This is a genomic window from Marisediminitalea oceani, assembly GCF_003731635.1.
GTDB classification, from domain to species: domain Bacteria; phylum Pseudomonadota; class Gammaproteobacteria; order Enterobacterales; family Alteromonadaceae; genus Alteromonas; species Alteromonas oceani.
This window is the reverse complement of sequence record NZ_RCUA01000071.1, coordinates 1-19,588: the sequence shown is the minus strand read 5'-3', so window position 1 is coordinate 19,588 and position 19,588 is coordinate 1. Positions and strand designations below refer to the sequence as shown.

At 48.8% G+C, this 19,588-nt stretch carries 21 protein-coding genes and 1 pseudogene; 11 read left to right on the top strand and 11 right to left on the bottom strand.

Annotated elements, in window-relative coordinates:
• Window positions 1-183: 183 nt before the first annotated feature.
• The 3 genes from D9T21_RS18450 (at window position 184) to D9T21_RS18440 (ending at window position 3,748) form a co-directional block, all read left to right on the top strand.
• Window positions 184-924 (top strand): DUF1439 domain-containing protein, encoded by a 741-nt coding sequence (locus D9T21_RS18450; protein ID WP_123326694.1) that lies wholly within the window; start codon window positions 184-186, stop codon window positions 922-924.
• 226 nt (window positions 925-1,150) lie between these two features.
• Window positions 1,151-2,191 carry a ribosome small subunit-dependent GTPase A gene (gene rsgA, locus D9T21_RS18445; protein ID WP_123326693.1) on the top strand — a complete coding sequence of 347 codons (1,041 nt, stop codon included), beginning with the start codon at window positions 1,151-1,153 and terminating at the stop codon, window positions 2,189-2,191.
• Window positions 2,192-2,362: 171 nt separating this feature from the next.
• On the top strand, window positions 2,363-3,748 hold the full coding sequence (locus D9T21_RS18440) for an amidohydrolase family protein (protein WP_123326692.1): 1,386 nt from the start codon (window positions 2,363-2,365) through the stop codon (window positions 3,746-3,748).
• Between the two features lie 72 nt (window positions 3,749-3,820).
• On the opposite strand, the gene D9T21_RS18435 is transcribed toward D9T21_RS18440, so the two are convergent.
• The 5 genes from D9T21_RS18435 to D9T21_RS18415 form a co-directional block, all read right to left on the bottom strand.
• Complete coding sequence (locus tag D9T21_RS18435) at window positions 3,821-4,255, bottom strand: DUF3291 domain-containing protein (RefSeq protein ID WP_123326691.1); 435 nt, start codon at window positions 4,253-4,255, stop codon at window positions 3,821-3,823.
• A gap of 84 nt (window positions 4,256-4,339) precedes the next feature.
• Window positions 4,340-5,164 carry a putative RNA methyltransferase gene (locus D9T21_RS18430; RefSeq protein ID WP_123326690.1) on the bottom strand — a complete coding sequence of 275 codons (825 nt, stop codon included), beginning with the start codon at window positions 5,162-5,164 and terminating at the stop codon, window positions 4,340-4,342.
• Between the two features lie 35 nt (window positions 5,165-5,199).
• Window positions 5,200-6,642, bottom strand: a complete 1,443-nt coding sequence (locus tag D9T21_RS18425; protein WP_123326689.1) for a wax ester/triacylglycerol synthase domain-containing protein — start codon at window positions 6,640-6,642, stop codon at window positions 5,200-5,202.
• A complete protein-coding gene (locus D9T21_RS18420) occupies window positions 6,639-7,307 on the bottom strand; it encodes a TetR/AcrR family transcriptional regulator (RefSeq protein ID WP_123326688.1) in 669 nt (222 codons plus the stop codon). Before D9T21_RS18420 ends, D9T21_RS18425 begins: the two co-directional genes overlap by 4 nt.
• A gap of 11 nt (window positions 7,308-7,318) precedes the next feature.
• Complete coding sequence (locus D9T21_RS18415; RefSeq protein WP_123326687.1) at window positions 7,319-8,530, bottom strand: DUF445 domain-containing protein; 1,212 nt, start codon at window positions 8,528-8,530, stop codon at window positions 7,319-7,321.
• 253 nt (window positions 8,531-8,783) lie between these two features.
• Here D9T21_RS18415 and D9T21_RS18410 point away from each other — a divergent pair, with 253 nt between their 5' ends.
• Together D9T21_RS18410 and D9T21_RS18405 are read left to right on the top strand one after the other, a co-directional pair.
• Complete coding sequence (locus D9T21_RS18410) at window positions 8,784-10,256, top strand: DUF3336 domain-containing protein (protein WP_123326686.1); 1,473 nt, start codon at window positions 8,784-8,786, stop codon at window positions 10,254-10,256.
• A gap of 39 nt (window positions 10,257-10,295) precedes the next feature.
• On the top strand, window positions 10,296-10,628 hold the full coding sequence (locus tag D9T21_RS18405) for a DUF2834 domain-containing protein (RefSeq protein ID WP_123326685.1): 333 nt from the start codon (window positions 10,296-10,298) through the stop codon (window positions 10,626-10,628).
• Here the strand turns inward: D9T21_RS18405 and D9T21_RS18400 are convergent.
• Together D9T21_RS18400 and D9T21_RS18395 are read right to left on the bottom strand one after the other, a co-directional pair.
• Window positions 10,625-10,909 (bottom strand): M20/M25/M40 family metallo-hydrolase, encoded by a 285-nt coding sequence (locus D9T21_RS18400; protein WP_338134023.1) that lies wholly within the window; start codon window positions 10,907-10,909, stop codon window positions 10,625-10,627. The genes D9T21_RS18405 and D9T21_RS18400 overlap by 4 nt on opposite strands.
• Before the next feature lie 27 nt (window positions 10,910-10,936).
• Window positions 10,937-11,908 (bottom strand): M20 metallopeptidase family protein, encoded by a 972-nt coding sequence (locus D9T21_RS18395; protein WP_123326683.1) that lies wholly within the window; start codon window positions 11,906-11,908, stop codon window positions 10,937-10,939.
• A 177-nt stretch (window positions 11,909-12,085) separates the two neighbouring features.
• Here D9T21_RS18395 and D9T21_RS18390 point away from each other — a divergent pair, with 177 nt between their 5' ends.
• Both D9T21_RS18390 and D9T21_RS18385 read left to right on the top strand, forming a co-directional pair.
• A complete protein-coding gene (locus D9T21_RS18390; RefSeq protein ID WP_123326682.1) occupies window positions 12,086-12,562 on the top strand; it encodes a LabA-like NYN domain-containing protein in 477 nt (158 codons plus the stop codon).
• A gap of 38 nt (window positions 12,563-12,600) precedes the next feature.
• A complete protein-coding gene (locus tag D9T21_RS18385; RefSeq protein WP_123326681.1) occupies window positions 12,601-13,098 on the top strand; it encodes a DUF2059 domain-containing protein in 498 nt (165 codons plus the stop codon).
• A gap of 128 nt (window positions 13,099-13,226) precedes the next feature.
• On the opposite strand, the gene D9T21_RS18380 is transcribed toward D9T21_RS18385, so the two are convergent.
• From D9T21_RS18380 to fadR, 3 genes are all read right to left on the bottom strand, one after another.
• Complete coding sequence (locus D9T21_RS18380) at window positions 13,227-13,730, bottom strand: hypothetical protein (protein ID WP_123326680.1); 504 nt, start codon at window positions 13,728-13,730, stop codon at window positions 13,227-13,229.
• A 46-nt stretch (window positions 13,731-13,776) separates the two neighbouring features.
• A complete protein-coding gene (locus D9T21_RS18375) occupies window positions 13,777-14,136 on the bottom strand; it encodes a phasin-related domain-containing protein (RefSeq protein ID WP_123326679.1) in 360 nt (119 codons plus the stop codon).
• A 125-nt stretch (window positions 14,137-14,261) separates the two neighbouring features.
• Complete coding sequence (gene fadR / locus D9T21_RS18370; RefSeq protein WP_123326678.1) at window positions 14,262-14,972, bottom strand: fatty acid metabolism transcriptional regulator FadR; 711 nt, start codon at window positions 14,970-14,972, stop codon at window positions 14,262-14,264.
• Between the two features lie 456 nt (window positions 14,973-15,428).
• Here fadR and nhaB point away from each other — a divergent pair, with 456 nt between their 5' ends.
• From nhaB to D9T21_RS18355, 3 genes are read left to right on the top strand one after another with little or no spacing between them, the layout of a single operon-like run.
• Window positions 15,429-17,009 (top strand): sodium/proton antiporter NhaB, encoded by a 1,581-nt coding sequence (gene nhaB, locus D9T21_RS18365; protein ID WP_123326677.1) that lies wholly within the window; start codon window positions 15,429-15,431, stop codon window positions 17,007-17,009.
• A 14-nt stretch (window positions 17,010-17,023) separates the two neighbouring features.
• Complete coding sequence (gene dsbB, locus D9T21_RS18360) at window positions 17,024-17,548, top strand: disulfide bond formation protein DsbB (protein WP_123326676.1); 525 nt, start codon at window positions 17,024-17,026, stop codon at window positions 17,546-17,548.
• Window positions 17,545-18,099 carry a GNAT family N-acetyltransferase gene (locus D9T21_RS18355; RefSeq protein ID WP_123326675.1) on the top strand — a complete coding sequence of 185 codons (555 nt, stop codon included), beginning with the start codon at window positions 17,545-17,547 and terminating at the stop codon, window positions 18,097-18,099. The genes dsbB and D9T21_RS18355 overlap by 4 nt, the downstream gene beginning before the upstream one ends.
• 227 nt (window positions 18,100-18,326) lie before the next feature.
• Here the strand turns inward: D9T21_RS18355 and D9T21_RS18350 are convergent, their stop codons facing one another.
• Window positions 18,327-18,944 (bottom strand): hypothetical protein, encoded by a 618-nt coding sequence (locus tag D9T21_RS18350; RefSeq protein ID WP_123326674.1) that lies wholly within the window; start codon window positions 18,942-18,944, stop codon window positions 18,327-18,329.
• 394 nt (window positions 18,945-19,338) lie between these two features.
• Here D9T21_RS18350 and D9T21_RS23175 point away from each other — a divergent pair.
• Window positions 19,339-19,588: pseudogene (locus D9T21_RS23175) on the top strand (hypothetical protein); the annotation flags it as partial.

The following is a 19,588-nucleotide window of genomic DNA, read 5'->3' as shown; positions in this document are numbered from 1 at the left end:
GTTGAATGGTTAAGCCGGCCAAATTACTATCGTTTTTACCAACTGATTGTACCAGTTGAGCCTACGCTACGCCATTGTCGCCAGCGACGCAAAAAATTTTAAGCCTTGAGCCTGTGTAAACAGCACTGTTATGATTTAGCGCAACAACGGGCTTGCCCCACTTTACTATGCAAGGATTGATGTTTGTTACCTCCATTAAGCTGGCGCGACAGAGTGAATGCCCTGGTGGGCTATTGCCTGATTAAAAGCGGCCGCCTGCAGTTCGATATATTTACCGAACAAGAGCTTAACGAACTCATTGCCCCGCATTTCCCGTTTACTGAACCGTTAGCCGTGCCCATTGGCGAAGGTCACTTTACCTGTCTGGAAGCACAGCTTACTATGCCCACCTCCACTAATCGGCTCACCGTGCAGATACTCTGTGCCATTGATGTCAAAGTGATGGGATCGCGAATATATAAGGCTCATGCGGCTGCAGGCATCAGCGCCCTGCCCAATTACTATCCGGCCAGTCGCTCTTTGCATCTCACCGACACGCGGGTGGATTTTATTCACTTACTGAACGACCAGTACTCACTGGTAAAAGACACTCAGTTTATTATTGATAAATTACTGCCGTTGCCGCTATCCGGGCTCGGTTCTTTACTTGGCCAGCCATTACGCTCGGCACTAAGTCTGGTTTCGGCGGGCTCTACCGATCAGGCACTCGATTACCTGAAACTCTATTTACACGGCAATACCCAACGAATTCTGGATTACCACAAACCCAGACTGGCCAAAGAACTACTCGCCAGGCTCGATGAGCGCGCATTGGAATACACCATGGATGATAACCACTGGCGGGAGTTTTTATTTGCCCGCTATGGCAAACGGGTAGCCGTAGAAGAAAACCAGCTCCGTTTTTTCTTTACTGAGCAGCCCTGAGCGCATCGAAACAGCCCTGAGCTTAGAAAGACAGCCCTGAGCCAGTGCACACAGGTGCCTGTTAGGCTATACTCAGTTACGTTGAATAACGGTTAGGAGAATATTGATGATTGTCGTCACCCTGACCGGGCTATGGGCTAACTAAACCGCCCTTTTACTGCCCGGTACTAATGCCGGGGCCTTTTGCCCCCTTAATGAAAACATTAACGTTAGTTAAGGGTTAGTTATGACTAATTTTCAACTTCTCGCCGCCATGGGCTGGCGACCTTTTTTCCAGCAACAACTTACTCTTGAAGAGTGGGATCAAATAACCCCTGCCAGAGTCACTAAACAACATAAATCTCAGCTGACCGTAGCAACGGATCCGCATACCTTTACCTTGCCAATCACGCCTGCCATGCCACCTCTGGTCGTTGGCGACTGGATATTGCTGAACGAAAATAAACAGTTTGTGCGCTTGCTCGAGCGTTACAGCTGCTTTAAACGCAAATCAGCCGGCACCGGTCATGAATGGCAGTTAATTGCAGCCAATGTGGATACGGCATTTATCGTTTGTTCCATGAACGAAGACTTCAATCCCAGCCGCATCGAGCGCTACCTGGCACTCGCACAAGCGGCCGACGCAGAACCGGTGGTAGTGTTAACCAAAGCCGACCTGACTGATGAGCCCGAAAGCTGGCGCGACAATGTCCGCCGTATCGATAAACAGTTGCAGGTGATCACGGTTAACGCACTGGAGAATAGCAGCATGGATGCGTTAAGCGACTGGCTACAACCCGGTAATACGGCGGTCATGCTTGGCTCTTCCGGGGTAGGAAAATCAACGCTTACCAATACCTTACTGGGTGAATCCCGTCAGTCTACGCAAGGGATTCGTGAGGATGATGCCAAAGGGCGTCATACCACTACCGGGCGTTCACTGTTTCCCTTACCTCAGGGCGGACTCATTCTCGATACACCAGGTATGCGGGAATTACAGTTAGCCGATTGTCATGATGGGATTGTCTCGGCGTTTGCCGATATCCAGCGCTTAGCCGAAGCTTGCCGATTTGCCGACTGTCAGCACGATCAGGAGCCAGGCTGCGCAGTGCAGGCCGCTGTGGAACAAGGCTCTCTGGACTCGAGGCGATTGTCCAACTATCAGAAATTGCTCCGCGAAGATGCGCTTAACTCGGCCTCACTCGCTCAGAAAAGAGCTAAGGATAAAGCCTTTACCCGGTTTGTGAACTTTTCGCAAAAAGAGTCGCGAAAGTTTAAAGGCCGCTAAAGCTGGCTGAAGACTTTGGTTAGTCATATGCATCGGTCGTTCAGCACTGACGACTGATGCATTTTCTCTGTTAAGCCTCCCAGCCACTGTAACAATATCCCTAAAGAAAACATTGATTTGTTCAATTGGTGAGCATAACGTAAATCAGGATAACCAGAATAAGGAAAAACAATGCGGTTACTAACGACACTAACTTTATTAGCCGGGCTGCTCACTGGCATGCCATCACAGGCAGAAAATATCGCCCTGGTGGGTGGAAGACTCATCGATGGCACTGCCGAACGCCCGTTGCACAATAGCGTGATACTGGTAAAAGACGGCATCATCGAACAGGTAGGCACGGTGGATTCCCTACCCGTGCCCGCGGGCTATCGTGTAGTCTCCACCGAAGGACACGACGTGCTGCCCGGTTTATGGGAAAGTCATGCTCATATAATGCTTACCGGCCATGCCAATTATACGCACTGGCAAAAAGCGTATCGCGACCGCCAGGTGGATGAAATTATGCCGGCCTCACTGGTGCAGTTGCTGCTTGCCGGCATAACCAGCGTTCGTGACCTGGGGGCGCCCCTTGAAGATTCTGTCGCCATTAAGCAAAAACTCGCGAATGGCGAAATTCCTGGTCCTACTCTGTATACCTCGGGGCCTTTCTTACAGGCAGAAGTCCAGGACTGGCAAAAGCACTATCGTTGGGAAGTAACTACCGAGAGCGAGGCAAAGGCTGCGGTCAATCGTCTGCACGACGCCGGCATGGAAATCGTTAAGCTCATCGACCATGACGATATGCCACGCCCGGTAGCCCAGGCTATTGTTGACGAAGCGCATCGACTCAACATGAAAGTAGTGGCTCATGCGCATAAGCCCGATGAAATTCGCGTGGGCGTAGAAATCGGCATTGATAATTTTGAACATACCGGGCTTACCACCGCACCGGGGTACCCACAGGACGTACTGGATACATTAGTAGAGCGCACCGCCACCGGCATTTTCGACGGGTTATTGTTCTGGACCCCTACCATGGAAGGACTTTTTACCTATCCCGATTTGGTGGCTAACCCGGAAGAACTCGACGATGCCTGCTGGAAGCGTGGCTTAAAAGACGACACCATTGCCGATATTAAACAATCGATTGCCAAACCCGGGCATCTTAATTACATGCAGCTAACACCACTCAGAACCCCTACCATTCGCAATAAAATTAACCAGTTAAAGCAAACGGGTGTGATGATGCTGGTTGGCACCGATTCCGGGATCCCAATGAAGTTTCACTGTCAGTCTACCTGGCAGGAGATGGCAGTATGGGTGCATGACATGGGATTTGACGCCATGGATACACTACGGGCAGCTACTTACTGGCCGGCGGTAATGATGGGCGTGCAGGACCGCTATGGCTCAGTAACACCAGGTAAAGTAGCCGATATCATCGCCGTGCGTGGCAATGTGCTTAAATATATGAACTTAGTGCGCGATGTCGACATGGTCATGAAAGATGGCGTTATTTTTAAGCATAATGGCATAGTAGACGAGGCCTTACTCAGCGACTTTGGCAAACGCTAGGCTAACTCCTGATACCTGAGCAAATCAACGATGGTTATCGGCCTGACCTTCACGGCCTGGTCGATAACCTTTCTACTTGTTAAAGCTGTGCTTAAAACTGAACGCATAGTCACTTTCTCCATGCTCACGCAGATGAACTAAGCGTTCCTCGGCTTCAGCCACCGTTGGGATATGCCCTTGTTCTATCCACCACATCACATAGGACGCGCTATCGAGGGGTTCAAACCATTCTTTTTTGCGTTTCAGAAAATCGATATGGTGGGTTTTAAACATAAACTGTTTTAACGAGGCAACGTCCTGCCACACCGACATATTCACGATAAGGTCAGGATCATTAAAAATATGGATGCTAGTGGCGTTACCGGTATCGTCTTTTAAGCGCCAGATAAATCCCGGGCTATTTTCGGCAACGGTGTTTATCGGGTCGATGTTATTTACAAAGTCAGCCATCCCTACCGAATCCATGGGAAATTTTGGCCTGGCGATGTTGAGTTGGGCGAGATGCATGGGTTTTCCTTAACTTAGTGGCACCTCTTTACTATGTGGGCTGGCATCTGATTACACAATATACAGTGCACACAAAATTTCAGTTTAACTGTGTTCCCGTTGCCAAACGTGAATAACAAAGTCCGCTTCCACCTGCTGTAAATCGGCGAAGCGGGCCTGGGCTTCATCCTGCGGTAGACGCCAGTAATAAGGGGTCATTTCGAGCAATCCCTGGCGGGTTTGCGGATCGGATAAATCCACCGTAAAACTCACCCGCTGCTCACTGAGCTGACTAAATCCGGCACGTTCGGCAAATTCAACCTTATGCTGACGCGGATTATAGTAAATGGCCTGTTTGATAGACCATAAATGATCCTCCGCCGGGTCGACTGCTATCAGCAGACCGCCTGGTGCAATTACTCTTTGGTATTCGGTATTACTGCCCGGGGCAAATACCTGCAGCACCACATCCTGCGAATTATCATCAAGCGGTAGATGGGCACTGCTGGCTACCGCAAAATGACAGTTTTTATAGCGTTTAGCCGCCAGATCGACAGCATGTTTAGCAATATCACAGCCAGATGCGTTTACTCTACGCTCTGCGTCCTGTAGCGACTGTACGATGTAGCCAAGATAACTGCCCTCGCCACAACCGGCATCAAATAAGCGCACATCCGATTGCCCTGCATAATGCTTCTGAATAGTTTCTACCAGCGCTGCCATGAGCGGCTCATAGCCTTTGGCATCATGAAACTGGCGGCGGGCATTGACCATGGTTTTGTCATCACCGGGCTGTTTGGATTTTTTATTCTGCACCGGCAGTAAGTTTAAATAGCCGGATTTGGCCTCATCAAAGGCATGACGATTTTCACACCGCCAGGTGCGCATCGATTGCTGTAATGGTTGCTGACAAAGCGGACAACGCCACATGGGAATACCTCAGTAAAACAGGAGCAGCAATGCTACTAGTGATCGCTGACAATGGAAAGTGGCACCTCGTCACTGTGCTCACCAATATCATCGATACTCAGGCTCGGATCGTCAATACTGGCTTCCAGCATGTCGAAAGCTTCGCGGCAGTACTCCGCCAGCGGCTGCAACGATTTAATCTGCTGGTTGCAACACACCATGCCAATATTGGCCGTACCGTTGTAAGTCATCAGGGTGATGTTAACGCCGCCGCCCGGGGTTTGCGTAGAAATGGGATAACAGGCGAGCAATTTACTGTCTTTAAAGTACTTTTGTTGCTTAGGACCGGGGATATTCGACACCAGCACATTAGCAATGGGTTTTACCCAGTCTGAAATATGCAGCCACTCAAATACCAGCGCGATGGCCTGGATAACAATGGTATAACCGCTGAAAGCAGAAGGCCGGGCCCGCTGGGCAGCCTGCTTTACAATGCGATGATGATAAATAATCTGCCGCAGGCGCAGGTAAGGATCGCTCTCATCATGGGCTAACTGCACCGGTACAATGGCAATGCGATTGCCGGTAGTTTTTTCGCCGGGCTTTCTCAAATTGATAGGCATATTGGTATACAGTGCACGGGTAAATACATGACCGTGATCCTGCAACAAGCGATGAACGCCAATATCAAAAGCGGTAAGTAGCACTTCGTTAGCTGATGCTCTGGTGCGCCGGGCCAGGGCCCGCACGCGGGCAAAATCTAAATCAAAGGTCGCCACTGCCCGCCCTGCTTTAACCTGACCGGTAAGTACGGTACGGGTGCCGGTAAAAGGCACGGGCATGTAATGACGGTTAATCCGAATCAGGCGTAACAATAAACGGGTGAAAATCACCAGCAAATCCTTACCGGTAAGCAGCGTTTCCCATAGGTTTATCCAGAAACGTTTCATGCGCTTGTACTGCGCACGTTTTTGATGCCTGAGCCGCTTTAAAGCCCATACCGGCACAAAGCCGGTATTTTGCGGCTCATCCAGATAACCGGCCTGAAACCAGCGTACCAGGGTAGCGCCATCGCCATACAGATGATGGACCCGCGCATAAATAGCAAATACCTGCTGTGATGGAGAATATAAAAAATGGTACTGCCAGAGCGGCTTGTCGTGGTCTAGTCGGGTTTCATGCATGCGGGCAATAAACTCGTCCAGTGCCTCGCGGTCGTGCACATCCTCTACCTGATGAAGTTGTACGTGATAGTCCATTTGCATGTGCTTAACCGGCTGTAACCCCAGCGGCCAGATAGCCACGGCTCTGACCCGGCAGTTAAACGGCGGACAGGCCCGGGCAAAGCCCTGCATTTCCTCATGTAGCGCGCTCACATAAGCTTTGGGATCGCTGCCCTCTGGCATTTCAAGCAGTTGCAGGCAACCTACATGCTTGGGATTCGCTTTAGACTCGGTGATCCAGAACGAACGGTCCAGAAAAGACAGTTTCTGGCTCATGTATCCCCCCTGGCGGCCGGTAACGTGAGATTCGCCATGGAGTGATGCTCAATGGCTTTACGTAGCTGAGCCACGGTTGTTTCCTGCAAACGAAAGCGCGGCAGCAGGGCTGTCATCATCAGGCTGAGCGCATGAAACTTTTGCGCCTGGGGATCATCATTATTACGCAGATCGTCGTACTGATTTGCCTGAGTCAGGATCATTATAATTAAATCCACCATCAGGCGCTGCTCAGCAGGACTGGCAAGCAATGCTTCCTGCGCCGCGAAGCGCAGTAACAGCTTGGTTAAACTCGATTCCAGTTGCCTGATTTGCTGTTTATGCCAGTGTTTTACTTTGGGGTATTTCTCGGCCAGATCGGCCGGACTGCGATACATAAAGCGAAACAACTGTTGTTTATCCAGCACAATAGCAATGAAATAAAAGAAATCTTCGGCCTGCACTTTTTCCAGAGTGGCCGGGCGCAACAAGTTTTGCATGGCTTCGCTGTACCAGTGCACCAGGCCATCAATAATTTGCTCTTTGCCTTTAAAGTGGTAGTACAGATTACCGGGGCTAATGTCCAGCTCCATGGCAATATCCACCGAGGTAACAGCATTTTCGCCCTGTTCGTTAAACAAGGTGAGTGCGGCGGCAAGGATACGTTCTGCGGTTTTACTGGCCATAACGCTCTGCCCTAACCCATCATCAGCAGGTAAAGTTGTGCAACACCCGCGGCCATGCCAAGTAACGCCCCGGTAACAATCAGTTTCCACTCATCCTGTTGATAGGCGGGGCGCAGTACCCCTTCAAACTCTTCTGAGCGCAGGGCTTGCAAACGCTCACATAAATCGTCTCCTACCCGCAGGGCCTGATTGGCATAATCAAAGGCATAGAGCAGGTATTTATCGCTGTCTTCAAATAGCCGCCGAACCGCCATAGATTTCATTTTGAAGTAGTTTTCAGAACCGACGCCCAGGGCAAAGTAAGGCTGGGCGATGGCAACATAACGTTCTATGGCGTCGTTTACGTGCAGCTCAATCAGTTCCAGCAACTGTGCTGAACCGGAGCCATGCAGAATCATGTGGGTAATATTTTTTGAGTTAATCAGTTTGGTTTCGATAATATCGGCATAGACCCGCGACACTTCTTTCTGGCGTTTAAGAAACATGCCCTGAATGGTACAGCCCATAAAGCGCACCGGGCGTTTGGGTTCAAAAATAATTTTGATGGCGATCCAGTTAGTGGCATAGCCCACCAGCAAACCGCCCAACGGCAGGATCCACCAGGCCTGATACAGATACCATAAAGCCATGGTAGGCAGACCAAATAAGAAGCCAAAGTAAAAGCCGGAACGCACGATAAAAGGGAACTCCCGCTCGCCTGAACGCAGGAATATCTCATTAATCAGCTCAGGGGAGTTAACCAGCTGTTCTACCACCAGCTCTTTGATGTCGAGGATTTCATTTACGTTGTGCTGAAAATCCTCCACCATTTTGCTGACCACATAAGGGATGTCGTCTTCTATTCGGCGGTACACCAGATTTTTACCCTGCACCGGTAACGCGGCCCATAGTTGCGGTGCCGACTCTTCCATCACTTCGTTAACGATTTTACGCACCACCTGCTGCAGGCGGTGTTCAATGGCTTTGGTGAGTTCCTCAGGATCGAGCCGACTGGCCAACTCTTCAACACTGAGTAACTTACCGAGCACCAGTTCTACCTCAATCTCGGCCATTTGCCGGCGTTTGGCCGGTATTAAGCCCTGCCAGCCAAAAATTGGCGGGATCCCTACAAACTTAAGCGGGTAAAACATCATTTTTACCGCCAGATAGTTGGTGATCCATCCTACTAACGCGCTAATCAGTGGGATCGACAGCAAACTTAAGGTTTGTACATTCCATTCCATGTTGGTGCTACAAGGCTATTGTTATCATTGTCAGTGCTCAGGCTACTTTGTGGTGCAGTATTGGTCAAATTAACTTTGTTTATACATCGGCTTAGATCAACTAAAAGCAAAATCCACGTCGCTTAACCGTCACTGACGTAATTTCATCATTCCTGTGGTCCAACAAATTAGTTAGCCGATTCTAATTGTGCACTCTACACTGCCAGTATAGGCGCAAATACCGGAAATTAACCAAATCAGTGCCGGGGGATGTATGACCGTATTTCAATCAAAATTAGGCGAACTGGAACAAGCCATTGAACATGCTGGCAGTTACCAGGAATACAAAGAAGCCTGCGAGGCCCATGACGCGCTGTCCGGGGCGGATGACTGGAAGGCGAAAGATCCCTGCCGTTTATATGACTACCGGTTAATCCGTAAACGGGTGCAGCGTATTAAGTTTGCCCAAAGTCAGAACGATATAAGCGGCCTGATGTCCATTCTCCACGAAGGGATCCACGGCAATTTAGGTAACATTGCCAACCCCGAATTACTCGGCCACTGTAAGATTGGTACCAAACACCTGATTGAAGAGTTTATAACGCAGGTTGTCAGTGCCTTAGAGCAGATTTATCACGCCGATGAAGACCATATCGACTTTTACGACAAGCTGTCGTTTTTTGAGGAAACGGCGCATGCCTTTGGCCGCAGCTGTTTAATGTTATCCGGCGGCGCCGGGCTGGGCTTTTTCCATTGTGGCGTAGTGAAATCGCTGAATGAACAAAACCTGCTGCCTTCTGTGATTTCTGGCGCCAGCGCGGGCTCCATTATTGCCGGTATGCTGGGCACCCGCACCCATAACGAATTACTCGAAGCGCTCAGTGCAGAGTTTATTTTTGAACATTTTCAGAACTGGCGGTTATGGGGCGGCCTGGGCCGTAAAAGCATACTCGACAGCCGCGCGCTGGAAAACACGCTGATTTCGCTGTTTGATCTGACCACCTTTGAAGAGGCCTATAAGAAAACCGGCCGGCATATTACGGTAACCGTGTCACCGGCGGATTTACATCAGTACTCAAGATTGTTGAATGCCAAGACCTCGCCAAACGCGTTAATCATGCAATCAATTCGCGCTTCCTGTGCGGTGCCGCTGCTGTTCACTTCGGTGCAGCTGAAAGCCAAAACCGCCAGCGGCGAAATTGTGCCGTACATACCCAATCGCCGCTTTGCTGATGGTTCAATTATGGCTGACCTGCCGTTTGAGCGTCTGTCGCGACTTTATGGCGTAAACCACAGCATTGTGAGTCAGACTAATCCACTGGCGGTGCCGTTTTTATCTTCCTCACGGACTCAGGCGAAAACACTTTCCAGCATGACATTTCGCCATCTGCGACAGCTTGCCAAAGCCAATAGTATTTATGCATTCGACATCATGGAGTACCTGGTGCCTAATCGCAGCAGTAAGCTGGCGTTGCACAAGGTGCGCTCGGTAATTGATCAGCAGTATGTGGGCAATATTAATATCCTGCCGCAAAAGCAGTTACGCAATTTAATGCAGGTGGCTGCTAATCCAACGCTAAGCAGTATTCAGGAGCTTATTTCCAGCGGCGAGCGTGCCACCTGGTCGCAACTGGATGTGATTGACCGTAACACCCGGATAAGCGAAACGCTGCGCAGTAAACTCAGGGCGCTAAAAGCCCGGGAAGCGCGATTGTTCGATCATACGCCTGAGGGTATTATGGAGTAATCAGCCAACCGTTAGTTGCTCACCCCTAAGGATGAAGGTTTGTCACTCAAACATGTGTATCTGATTTTCTGCGTGCTGGGCGCCGCCCTGCCGCTTTCTCAATTTGTGCCCTGGCTGATAGCAAACGGAGCTGACCTGCCGCTCTTTTTTGACCAGTTACTGGTTAACCCTATCAGCCGGTTCTTTGTGTTTGATGTGGTGATTTCTGCTCTGGTGCTTATTACTTTGATTGTGGTTGAAAGTAAGCGGCTGGCCATAAAAAAGGGCTGGCTGGCCATTGTCGCAACGCTTTGTGTCGGGGTGTCCTTAGGACTGCCGTTATTTTTATATCTGCGCCAGCTAACCCTCGATGAACAACAACAGGCCAGCTAGAGCCCAAGACGCTCAACCAGCAACGAAGAAAAATAGTTAACTCCGTATTCTATCACCCGTTCGTCGACGGCAAAATTGGGCGCATGGGGCATAGCTACGATACCTTTACTAAAGTCTGAGCCGCCGAGCAGGAAATAGGTGCCAGGAATCTGTTGCTGAAAATACGCAAAATCGTCGCCCCGGCCATCTGGGATTACGCCGTATAATTTAAGTACTCCACCACCGTATACTTTCGCCATTGATTGCAGGCTTTGTTCCGTTAACTGCGCGGCGTTTTTAATGTTGCCGCGCTGCAGCGAATAGGTTAGCTAAGACGCCTGGTTATTCACTTCCACAAAAGAAGCGGCAAATCCACTGTTTGCTATTTTTTGCCGCAAGCGTTTATTTATCAACTGCATTAACTCGTCATTGCTGGCGCTGACATAACCGCTAACGGTAAGCGCATCACCGGCGTGTTCAACATCAAAGCGGTTCTCTACCACAACGTAGTTCTGGTAAATGGTATTGGGGTGACCAAGCCCTATAGTGGGATCCATCAGATTTGCGGTATTCCAGAACGGGCTTTCCTTAGCCACACTTTGCAATGAGGCAATGCTTTGTTTAGCCAGTGCTATGGTCGCTTCCGGCTTTACCACTTTATTAAACACCAGGTTGACCTGACGATAATCAGCATACAAATAACCAGCCTTAGACGCTACCAACCCTACCGGCATGGGCGAGATGTGGGCGGCGTAAAACTCATCAGGCTGAACGGCGGTTAAAAACCCTTCATCAAGCATGGCTCTTGCCCCTGTGTAGGTTTCTTCCGCTGGCTGAAAGACAAATATGAGCTTGCCGGTTAACTGGGATTTCAGCGAGTACAATACCTCTGCCATGCCCAGCGCTATCGTTGTGTGGACATCATGCCCACAGTTGTGCCCAACGCCCTCAACTGTTGGGATAGCGTCGATGTCGGCCCGCCACGCAAGCGACTTGCCCGGTTTACCGGTATCGAGCACGCCTATAACGCTGTGCCCGCCAATATCGCGAGTAACATTGAGCCCCAGTGCAGTCAGCGAAGCTGCGATTTTATTGGCTGTACGTTGCTCTTCGCCACTTAGCTCAGGATGCTGATGTAAGTCGTTACGGACCGCTACCAGCTCACTATAAATGGCAGCCGTTTTCTGCTGAATTTGTTGGTGGATATGAGCGTTGTCTGCAGCGCCAGCTTCCTTAAAACTAATCAGTGCTAACGAGCAAAATAAGATAACGTGAAATGTACTGTAGGTAATGCTTTTCATGGCCAATGTCCCTCTCAACCAGTTGTTTATAATTTGTACAGGCCATCCTAAAGGGAGCGATTAATAACCACAACCAGCATTCGCTGGTAATGTGTTGGTTAACTGTAAAGATATATTTCAGTAAGGCATCTGTTACTATGTTGCCCTTTCTTGTTTATCAAAAGGCAGCGCTCGTTTATGGAACGCGTGGCAATATTTGTTGATGTGCAGAATGTGTATTACACCAGCCGTCAAACCTACCGCAAGAACTTTGACTACAACGCCTTTTGGCGCAAGGCTACCGCTAACCGCCAGGTGGTAAAAGCGGTTGCCTATGCTGTTGAACGCGGTGATACCAAACAGCGTGAGTTTCAGAATATCCTCCGTGCCATTGGCTTTGAGGTAAAACTAAAGCCTTTTATCCAGCGTGCAGACGGTTCTGCTAAAGGTGATTGGGATGTGGGGATCACCATTGATATGATGGATGCCGCCAGTGAAGCTGATACGCTCATTCTCGTTTCCGGTGATGGCGATTTCAGTATTCTCTGTAACCGGCTTACCGGGCAAGGTGGCAAAAAGGTTGAAGTGTATGGCGTACCGGCGCTTACCGCTGCTTCACTTATGCAGTCTGCCAGCAAATTTATCCCTATCGATCAGCAATTGCTATTGGGGTAAACTGATTTGGGAATTAACTAAGGAAAAAGGAATTTATAATGCGTAAAGTATTAATGATCATTATCGCCGCCCTGAGTTTAAGTGGCCCTGCCGTTGCCAACACGGCTCAACGCGATACCGTGGAAGCGTTACTGATTGCCTCCGGGGCGGATAGTGCACTGGATGCGGTTTACGCTCAGTTTGATGGCATGTTTGCCAATATGGCTGAGCAATTCAAAATTGAAGAATCAGAGCGAGCCAGCTTTAACAAGCATATGCAAAAGGTCAACCTGATGCTGCAAGAAGAAATGAACTGGGACACATTAAAAGAACCCATGATTGACCTCTACCTGGCCCATTATACTGAGCAGGAACTCCAGGATATGCTGGCATTTTACCAATCTGAAACCGGTCAGTCCGTGGTAAAGAAAATGCCAGAGGTCATGGCCGCTTCCATGCAGGTCACGCAGCAGTTGATGAAAGACGTTTACCCTAAAATTATGCAGATGTCCAAAGCATATAGTGAGGAACTGAAAAAACAACGAGCAGCAGATTAACCCGGCAAACTATAGGTTGTATGTTAACGCCTGTTTGCACTTCGAAGACTATTTAGCGATTAGCTGTATACTATTTAACAAGCAAGGCCGGTTAGCTAACCGGCCTTGCTTCTGGCAAGAATACAGCATTACTCGCCTTTTGCGGGAGCGTCCTTACTTGCCGTTTTACGGGCTGTTGCCGGCTTAGCAGCACGGGTCGACGTAGTCCGTTTGGTCGTGGTGGTCTTTTTCGCTCGCGTAGCTTTAGGCTTAGCAGCTGTTTGCGGTTTCTCTTCCGCTTTTGCTGCTGCCTGTTTTGCCGCCAACAGGGCCACCTGCTCTACCAGTAAATCCACTTTCGCTGACAGTGCTTCAATCTGCATCGCCCGCTTTTGTTTTGGCGTGGTAAATGTTGGCATCCAGTGATGCAATGGCGATTGACGCCACAGCTCAAGCCACTGCGATGGGTCTACCGTTTTACGGATCTGCGCTTCAACTTCAGCGCCACGTGCGGCTAACTCATCCAGTGTTTTTTGCGACTCATCCACCTTGTGCTGAACCTGCTGATTGGCCGCATTGAGTTGCTCTGTAAACAAGCCTAACCCGGCTTCAAACCAGCCCATAATGGGAGATGTCGGTTTTTTATCTGACATAATAACTCCTTAGCTGATTGGGCAGCTATGGCTGCCCGACCAGTTGTTACTTATTCGCTGCCAGTTTAGCGACCGCTTCAGTCAGTGCATCCACTTTTGCAGAAAGCTCTTCGATTTTTTGATCAGTGTCGTCTGTATCCAGACCCAGCTTTTTGCGCACGTCGGCTACGCGACTTTCCACTTCACTGGTGGTTTCTTTAAATTTGTCTTTGGCATCTGACTCCAGGGTTTCACCCTTAGACACCAGATCGTCAAACATCTTGTTAGCATCTTTGGTCAGTTTTTCGTACTGGCCCTGTGCTTCATCAACGCTTTTACCGTAGGCGCCTAAACCTGCCAACCAGATTTTACGGGCGAATTCTTCAGCTTCGCTGATTTTGCTTTTGATATCGTCTTTAGCTGCCATGATTTGGTCTCCTTTTGCTATCTGTTAATCAGTGTAAAAGGAGAATTTAGAAATCACATACTAAAAACGCATTAGTGTGAGGTTTTGTTGTAACGCAGATAAGAAAAGAGCCGCGGGTGCGGCGCTTAATCAACTAAATCCTGAGGCATGGTTTCGCGAACTTCATTCCACACCTGGCCTGAAGCATAGCCATACTCGCGCACCACTGCAGGTACCGACTTGTAGTCGCCTTGCTCAGCCACCTGCTGTAATTTGGCGTAGAACTCTTTGGCTACCTCACGAGCGCGGGGGTCTGAGAAGAAGAACCCACCAATGCGCGAATATAAACCGCGGAAGCCGTTCATCATCAGCACAAAGACATTATTACCAGACGCCAGGGCTAAATCGTGGTTCAGCTGATAATCAAAGTGTGCAAAAGCCTTACCGTCTTCCTCAACGTCTTTATACCGGGCAATGATTTCTGCCGACGCCTGAGGATTTTTGCGGATAGCACCACGAATAAATACTGCGCTCAGATTGGTGCGGGCTGCCAACAGGTTATCAACGAGTTCTGGTATACCGTCCTGATCGAGACGAGCCAGCGTTTCGAGGATATTAAGGCCGCAGGTTTCCCAGAAGTTGTTCACTTTGGTTGGCTTACCATGCTGAATGGTTAACCAGCCATCCCGGGCCAGACGCTGTAACACTTCACGTAATGTGGTGCGTGTTACACCAATGAGTTCGGATAATTCCCGTTCAGCGGGAAGAATTGTTCCTGGAGGAAAGCGTCCACTCCAAATCGACTCTACGATGTATTCCTCGGCAAAACCAGCCGGACTTTGTGCCTTGTATATCATATTTGCTCGCCACTGAACGTTCTTGTTATTTTCAAACTGATTGTACCAGATGAATTTTCATAAGCACAATGAATAAATCGCCGTTAGGCAGCTTGTATCACCTAACTTAAACAGATACGACCAATTGTAACAGTTTTACGTGTTAAAACAGCATAACAAACTGGTTGATAAGTGACAGTTTTTCTCAGTCCAACGATGAAATATGCGTAAAAGCAGCAATAATTTTCACTTCGCGCATTTTTTAAACAGCTGTGCGCATATGGTCTGAGATACGTCGCTTTCTACTTCCTGTCGGGATAGATTTCGGTTAGTCTTTGCAAGCTTAGACGAAAAGTGTCCTAAAAACAGACATTCACATTAAAACTGTCACCCCTGTAGTGACATAAAATTATAAAACTCGTCTATTATTAGCTGAGAACAACAAATTAAGCCTGTGATAAAAAAGGAAATTACTCCATGCAAACCTCTATGACCATGGCGATCTATAAGAATTTTCTGGGGCATGCGCCAGACTGGTATAAAAAGACCATTATCGGCTGTTTAATTGCTAACCCTCTGATTTTCATGCTCGATCCCTTTCTGGCCGGCTGGTTACTGATTATCGAGTTTATCTTTACCCTTGCTATGGCGTTAAAGTGTTATCCCCTCCAGCCCGGCGGGCTGTTACTGATTGAAGCACTCTTCATAGGCATGACAACCCCCCAGCACATGATGCATGAGATAGAGGTCAACCTCGAAGTGCTGTTGCTGTTGGTGTTTATGGTAGCCGGTATCTACTTTATGAAAGACCTGCTGCTGTTTCTGTTTACCAAGCTGGTTATTCGGGTGCGAAATAAAACCGTACTGTCGCTGGCGTTTATTATTGCTTCGGCATTTCTATCTGCTTTCCTCGACGCATTAACCGTTGTCGCGGTAATCATTGCCGTTGGCCTTGGGTTCTACACCATTTACCACAAAGTCGCATCGGGCAAAGAATTTCATCACGACCACGACCATACCTCCGACGATAGCGTGGCGGATTTAGGCTCAAACGACCTCGACAACTTCCGTGCTTTCCTGCGTAACCTGATGATGCATTCGGCAGTTGGTACCGCACTGGGTGGTGTAATGACCATGGTGGGCGAACCACAAAACCTGATCATTGCAGATAAAGCCGGCTGGAACTTTGTAGAGTTCTTCATTCGTATGTCCCCCATCACTATTCCGGTATTCCTGATGGGTATCCTGACTACCGTCATGCTGGAAAAAACCAAATTATTTGGCTATGGCGCCAAGCTGCCAGATGCAGTACGTCAAATTCTGGTAGATTATGATAAATCGATGGACCAGGCCCGCTCCGTTCGTGATAAAGCGCGTCTTGGTGTACAGGCCCTGATTGGCGTCTGGCTGGTTGTTGGTCTTGCAACACACATGGCGGCGGTTGGCTTAATCGGTCTCTCAGTTATCGTGCTGGCAACTTCTATGAGCGGTGTTATTGAAGAACACGCGCTGGGTAAAGCCTTTGAAGAAGCGCTGCCCTTTACCGCTCTGCTGTGCGTATTCTTCGGGGTGGTCGCGGTCATTATCGAACAGGGTTTGTTCGCCCCGGTTATCCACTGGGTGCTGGGTTTTGAAGGTACTACTCAGTTGGTCATGTTCTACCTGGCCAATGGTGTGCTTTCTATGGTGAGCGATAACGTGTTTGTAGGCTCGGTATACATTACCGAGGTAAGCACCGCACTGGCCAATGGCGAAATCACCCGCGACCAGTTTGACTTACTGGCGGTTGCTATCAACACTGGTACTAACCTGCCTAGTGTAGCAACTCCGAATGGTCAGGCCGCCTTCCTGTTCCTGCTGACATCGGCCATTGCACCGCTACTGAGACTCTCCTACGGCCGTATGGTGCTTATGGCACTGCCATACACCATTGTACTGGCAGTTGTAGGCTTACTGGCTACTTATTGGGGCTTGTCAGATGCCACCCAGTGGCTTTACGACATGCACCTGATAGAACACCACACCGGTGTTCCCGGTGCCGATAACAGCGGCCACTAGGAGCAGTATAAAGAATGGGTTTGTTGAATGGACTAAGTAGCTGGGCAGAACAAAAGTCTGCCTGGCTGGTACTCTTCGCCACCTCGCTGGCACTGGAGTTCACGGCGCTGTATTTTCAACACGGCATGGGCCTTGAACCCTGCATAATGTGTATTTACCAACGTACGGCAATGTGGGGCATTGTGCTGGCAGGTCTGCTGGTGTTGCTGTTCAATCACCCGCTCACCCGCCTGGTTGGTTATGGATTGTGGGGATACAGTACAGTAAGAGGCTTTATGATAGCTTCTGAGCACATTGAAATTATCGAGTCGGACGATCCATTCTTCGGCACCTGTGAAATCTTCCCTAATTTCCCCGAGTGGGCACCGCTACATGAATGGCTACCTGCCATATTTGCAGCCCGTGGCGACTGTCTCGAAAACAGCTGGCAATTCCTTTCTATGGGTATGGCTGAATGGATGCAAATCATATTTGGCGCTTACTTCGTAGTATTGGTAGTTGTACTGCTAGCCAGAGTTATCGATAAGAAACTCTTTTGATCGATCTGACAACCCTGCCAGTCAGGCTGGCCCCCATTTTTACTGATGCCGGGCCAGTCAAAATCATTCGCGCTCACCACAAATACGCACTGGCCTTATCTGAAGCAGGCAAGCTTGCTTGCGCCTCCGTTAAACCCTGGATGGGCTCAGGTTTAACTCCCACAACCCTGCGTCATGCCGAATCACTCATCGAGACCTTCGAGCAACAACGTAAAATTGGCTATGGCATTACCTACCTGCTGATGTGGAACGAGCAATGCCTGGGAATGGGCCTGCTAAACTATATCCATCCGGTGCATCTCAACGCCAATCTGGGTTTATGGCTGGTTCCTGAGGCCAGAGGCCGGGGCCTGGCGATAAAGCTGTGTGAACGCCTGATAGAAATTGCCAGACAGCCTCTGGGCCTTAACCGTATAGAGTACTTCACTCTGCCGGATAATCAGCCCAGTATTAAACTGGCTAACGCCATTGGCGCCAAAAAAGAAGCCCTCTGCAAACGCCGCATTCTTAATCAGGATGCCCTGCTCTTCAGCCTGTTGCTCAACCACTAGTTTTCGCTAATCCATCAACACAAGTAAATAACAACTTCTGCTTTGAGCGAAAATCAAATGACCACATTATTTACGTCCGCAAAAGACAAATAGCAGACGTACATCACCAGCCTCATAGTGCAATTTTTTTAACGATAAATAGACTGTTTGGTTCTATATTCAACAATCAGGTGCTGGGATTGTTTGCATAAACTAAATCCCATCACGTAATACAAAAAGGCTGAACGTCAGCCTTTAAATATTGCTGTGCTCCCTTTGTAAGAAAACCCGTCAGCATCTCTGCCATATAGACGAATCTTCAGTAGATCTGGCGTTGTTGGAAAATCGCCCGACGAGCCCATATCCTGCCAACTGGTATCGGGTATAGTTAAAAATTTAGGGCTGATTAACAACACAGCAGCGGCCGAAGAAAACTGAGCGTTGAACAATCCGGTTCGCTCTCTAAGCTGCACCTGCATAAAATTGTGTCCTGGCCTAGCCACCAATTCAATACCCGTTAGTGTCAGATCTTCAGATGACTCAGGGCTCAACATAAAGGATATAATCTGCGTCTCCTCAAACTCAAGATGTAACTCGCTGTCCATTTGCAGCTCGCCCTGCATATTACCTTTGAGAATCGCCGTCCCTTCACCTTTTGTAACCGGCACTTCAGTTAAAAAGGTATCAATACCTTCTCCATTACCGTCGTTGGTGACCAAAGTCGGATCTGCGGCGATAAAGCTGTCCAATGCACCATCTACTTCACGCGGAATTCCTGAAACAGGTTGAATGACATTATTAGAAGTAGCACGGCGGCGGCGCCTGACGGCTGATGGGGAAAAATAAGACATGTTGGCTTCTTCCATGAGTATTATCGTTGGTCCTTAAACTATAGATCACCCTAACATACTGTGCAAAATTTAACCTAACTTGTTAATAAAAATCTTCTGGTAGATGATAATGAGTATGCAGATTAATGAATGAAAATACTTAATTCGTACACGACTGTCTAAAGCCCCATGGATATCCGGCACATGGTGCCATCATGTAAGAGATTCTGGATTGCTACTTTAGTCAGGATCTTCACTAAGTCGCTCAACTACTGGTTCACTAATGCAGGCAATGACGCCAGGGTCCGGTTTACGTACAATGCAGCCCCTCATACTTTAGCTTCCAACCAACTGAGCCTTTTCATTGCCTTGGCAGAAAAGCTGATTTCCAACCTTAGAATGCAAATAGCCAAATAAAGGCGCGGTTTTTATTGTCGCGGCTACCAATCGGCTGGATAAACTTGATGAAGCATTATTACGTTCAGGAAGGCTTGATCTTCATGTCCATGTTCCTTTCCTGGATAAAAATGCCCGGCGCTGGTTTATCGAAAAGTTCTTGCAGTACGACGTTTACGAAGAGGCTATAGATGTTGATTTAATCGTATCACTAACGGCTGGTATGAGCGGTGCAGATTTAGAGAAGGTTCATCGGGAGACAGTGCTTCAGACTTTGAGTAAGA

Bases quoted from the DNA above. Each gene is read 5' to 3' on its own strand.
- rsgA (WP_123326693.1), top strand. From the start codon at position 1,151: ATGACTAATTTTCAACTTCTCGCCGCCATGGGCTGGCGACCTTTTTTC.
- D9T21_RS18440 (WP_123326692.1), top strand. From the start codon at position 2,363: ATGCGGTTACTAACGACACTAACTTTATTAGCCGGGCTGCTCACTGGC.
- D9T21_RS18435 (WP_123326691.1), bottom strand. From the start codon at position 4,255: ATGCATCTCGCCCAACTCAACATCGCCAGGCCAAAATTTCCCATGGAT.
- D9T21_RS18430 (WP_123326690.1), bottom strand. From the start codon at position 5,164: ATGTGGCGTTGTCCGCTTTGTCAGCAACCATTACAGCAATCGATGCGC.
- D9T21_RS18425 (WP_123326689.1), bottom strand. From the start codon at position 6,642: ATGAGCCAGAAACTGTCTTTTCTGGACCGTTCGTTCTGGATCACCGAG.
- D9T21_RS18420 (WP_123326688.1), bottom strand. From the start codon at position 7,307: ATGGCCAGTAAAACCGCAGAACGTATCCTTGCCGCCGCACTCACCTTG.
- D9T21_RS18415 (WP_123326687.1), bottom strand. From the start codon at position 8,530: ATGGAATGGAATGTACAAACCTTAAGTTTGCTGTCGATCCCACTGATT.
- D9T21_RS18410 (WP_123326686.1), top strand. From the start codon at position 8,784: ATGACCGTATTTCAATCAAAATTAGGCGAACTGGAACAAGCCATTGAA.
- D9T21_RS18395 (WP_123326683.1), bottom strand. From the start codon at position 11,908: ATGAAAAGCATTACCTACAGTACATTTCACGTTATCTTATTTTGCTCG.
- D9T21_RS18390 (WP_123326682.1), top strand. From the start codon at position 12,086: ATGGAACGCGTGGCAATATTTGTTGATGTGCAGAATGTGTATTACACC.
- D9T21_RS18385 (WP_123326681.1), top strand. From the start codon at position 12,601: ATGCGTAAAGTATTAATGATCATTATCGCCGCCCTGAGTTTAAGTGGC.
- D9T21_RS18380 (WP_123326680.1), bottom strand. From the start codon at position 13,730: ATGTCAGATAAAAAACCGACATCTCCCATTATGGGCTGGTTTGAAGCC.
- D9T21_RS18375 (WP_123326679.1), bottom strand. From the start codon at position 14,136: ATGGCAGCTAAAGACGATATCAAAAGCAAAATCAGCGAAGCTGAAGAA.
- fadR (WP_123326678.1), bottom strand. From the start codon at position 14,972: ATGATATACAAGGCACAAAGTCCGGCTGGTTTTGCCGAGGAATACATC.
- nhaB (WP_123326677.1), top strand. From the start codon at position 15,429: ATGCAAACCTCTATGACCATGGCGATCTATAAGAATTTTCTGGGGCAT.
- dsbB (WP_123326676.1), top strand. From the start codon at position 17,024: ATGGGTTTGTTGAATGGACTAAGTAGCTGGGCAGAACAAAAGTCTGCC.
- D9T21_RS18350 (WP_123326674.1), bottom strand. From the start codon at position 18,944: ATGGAAGAAGCCAACATGTCTTATTTTTCCCCATCAGCCGTCAGGCGC.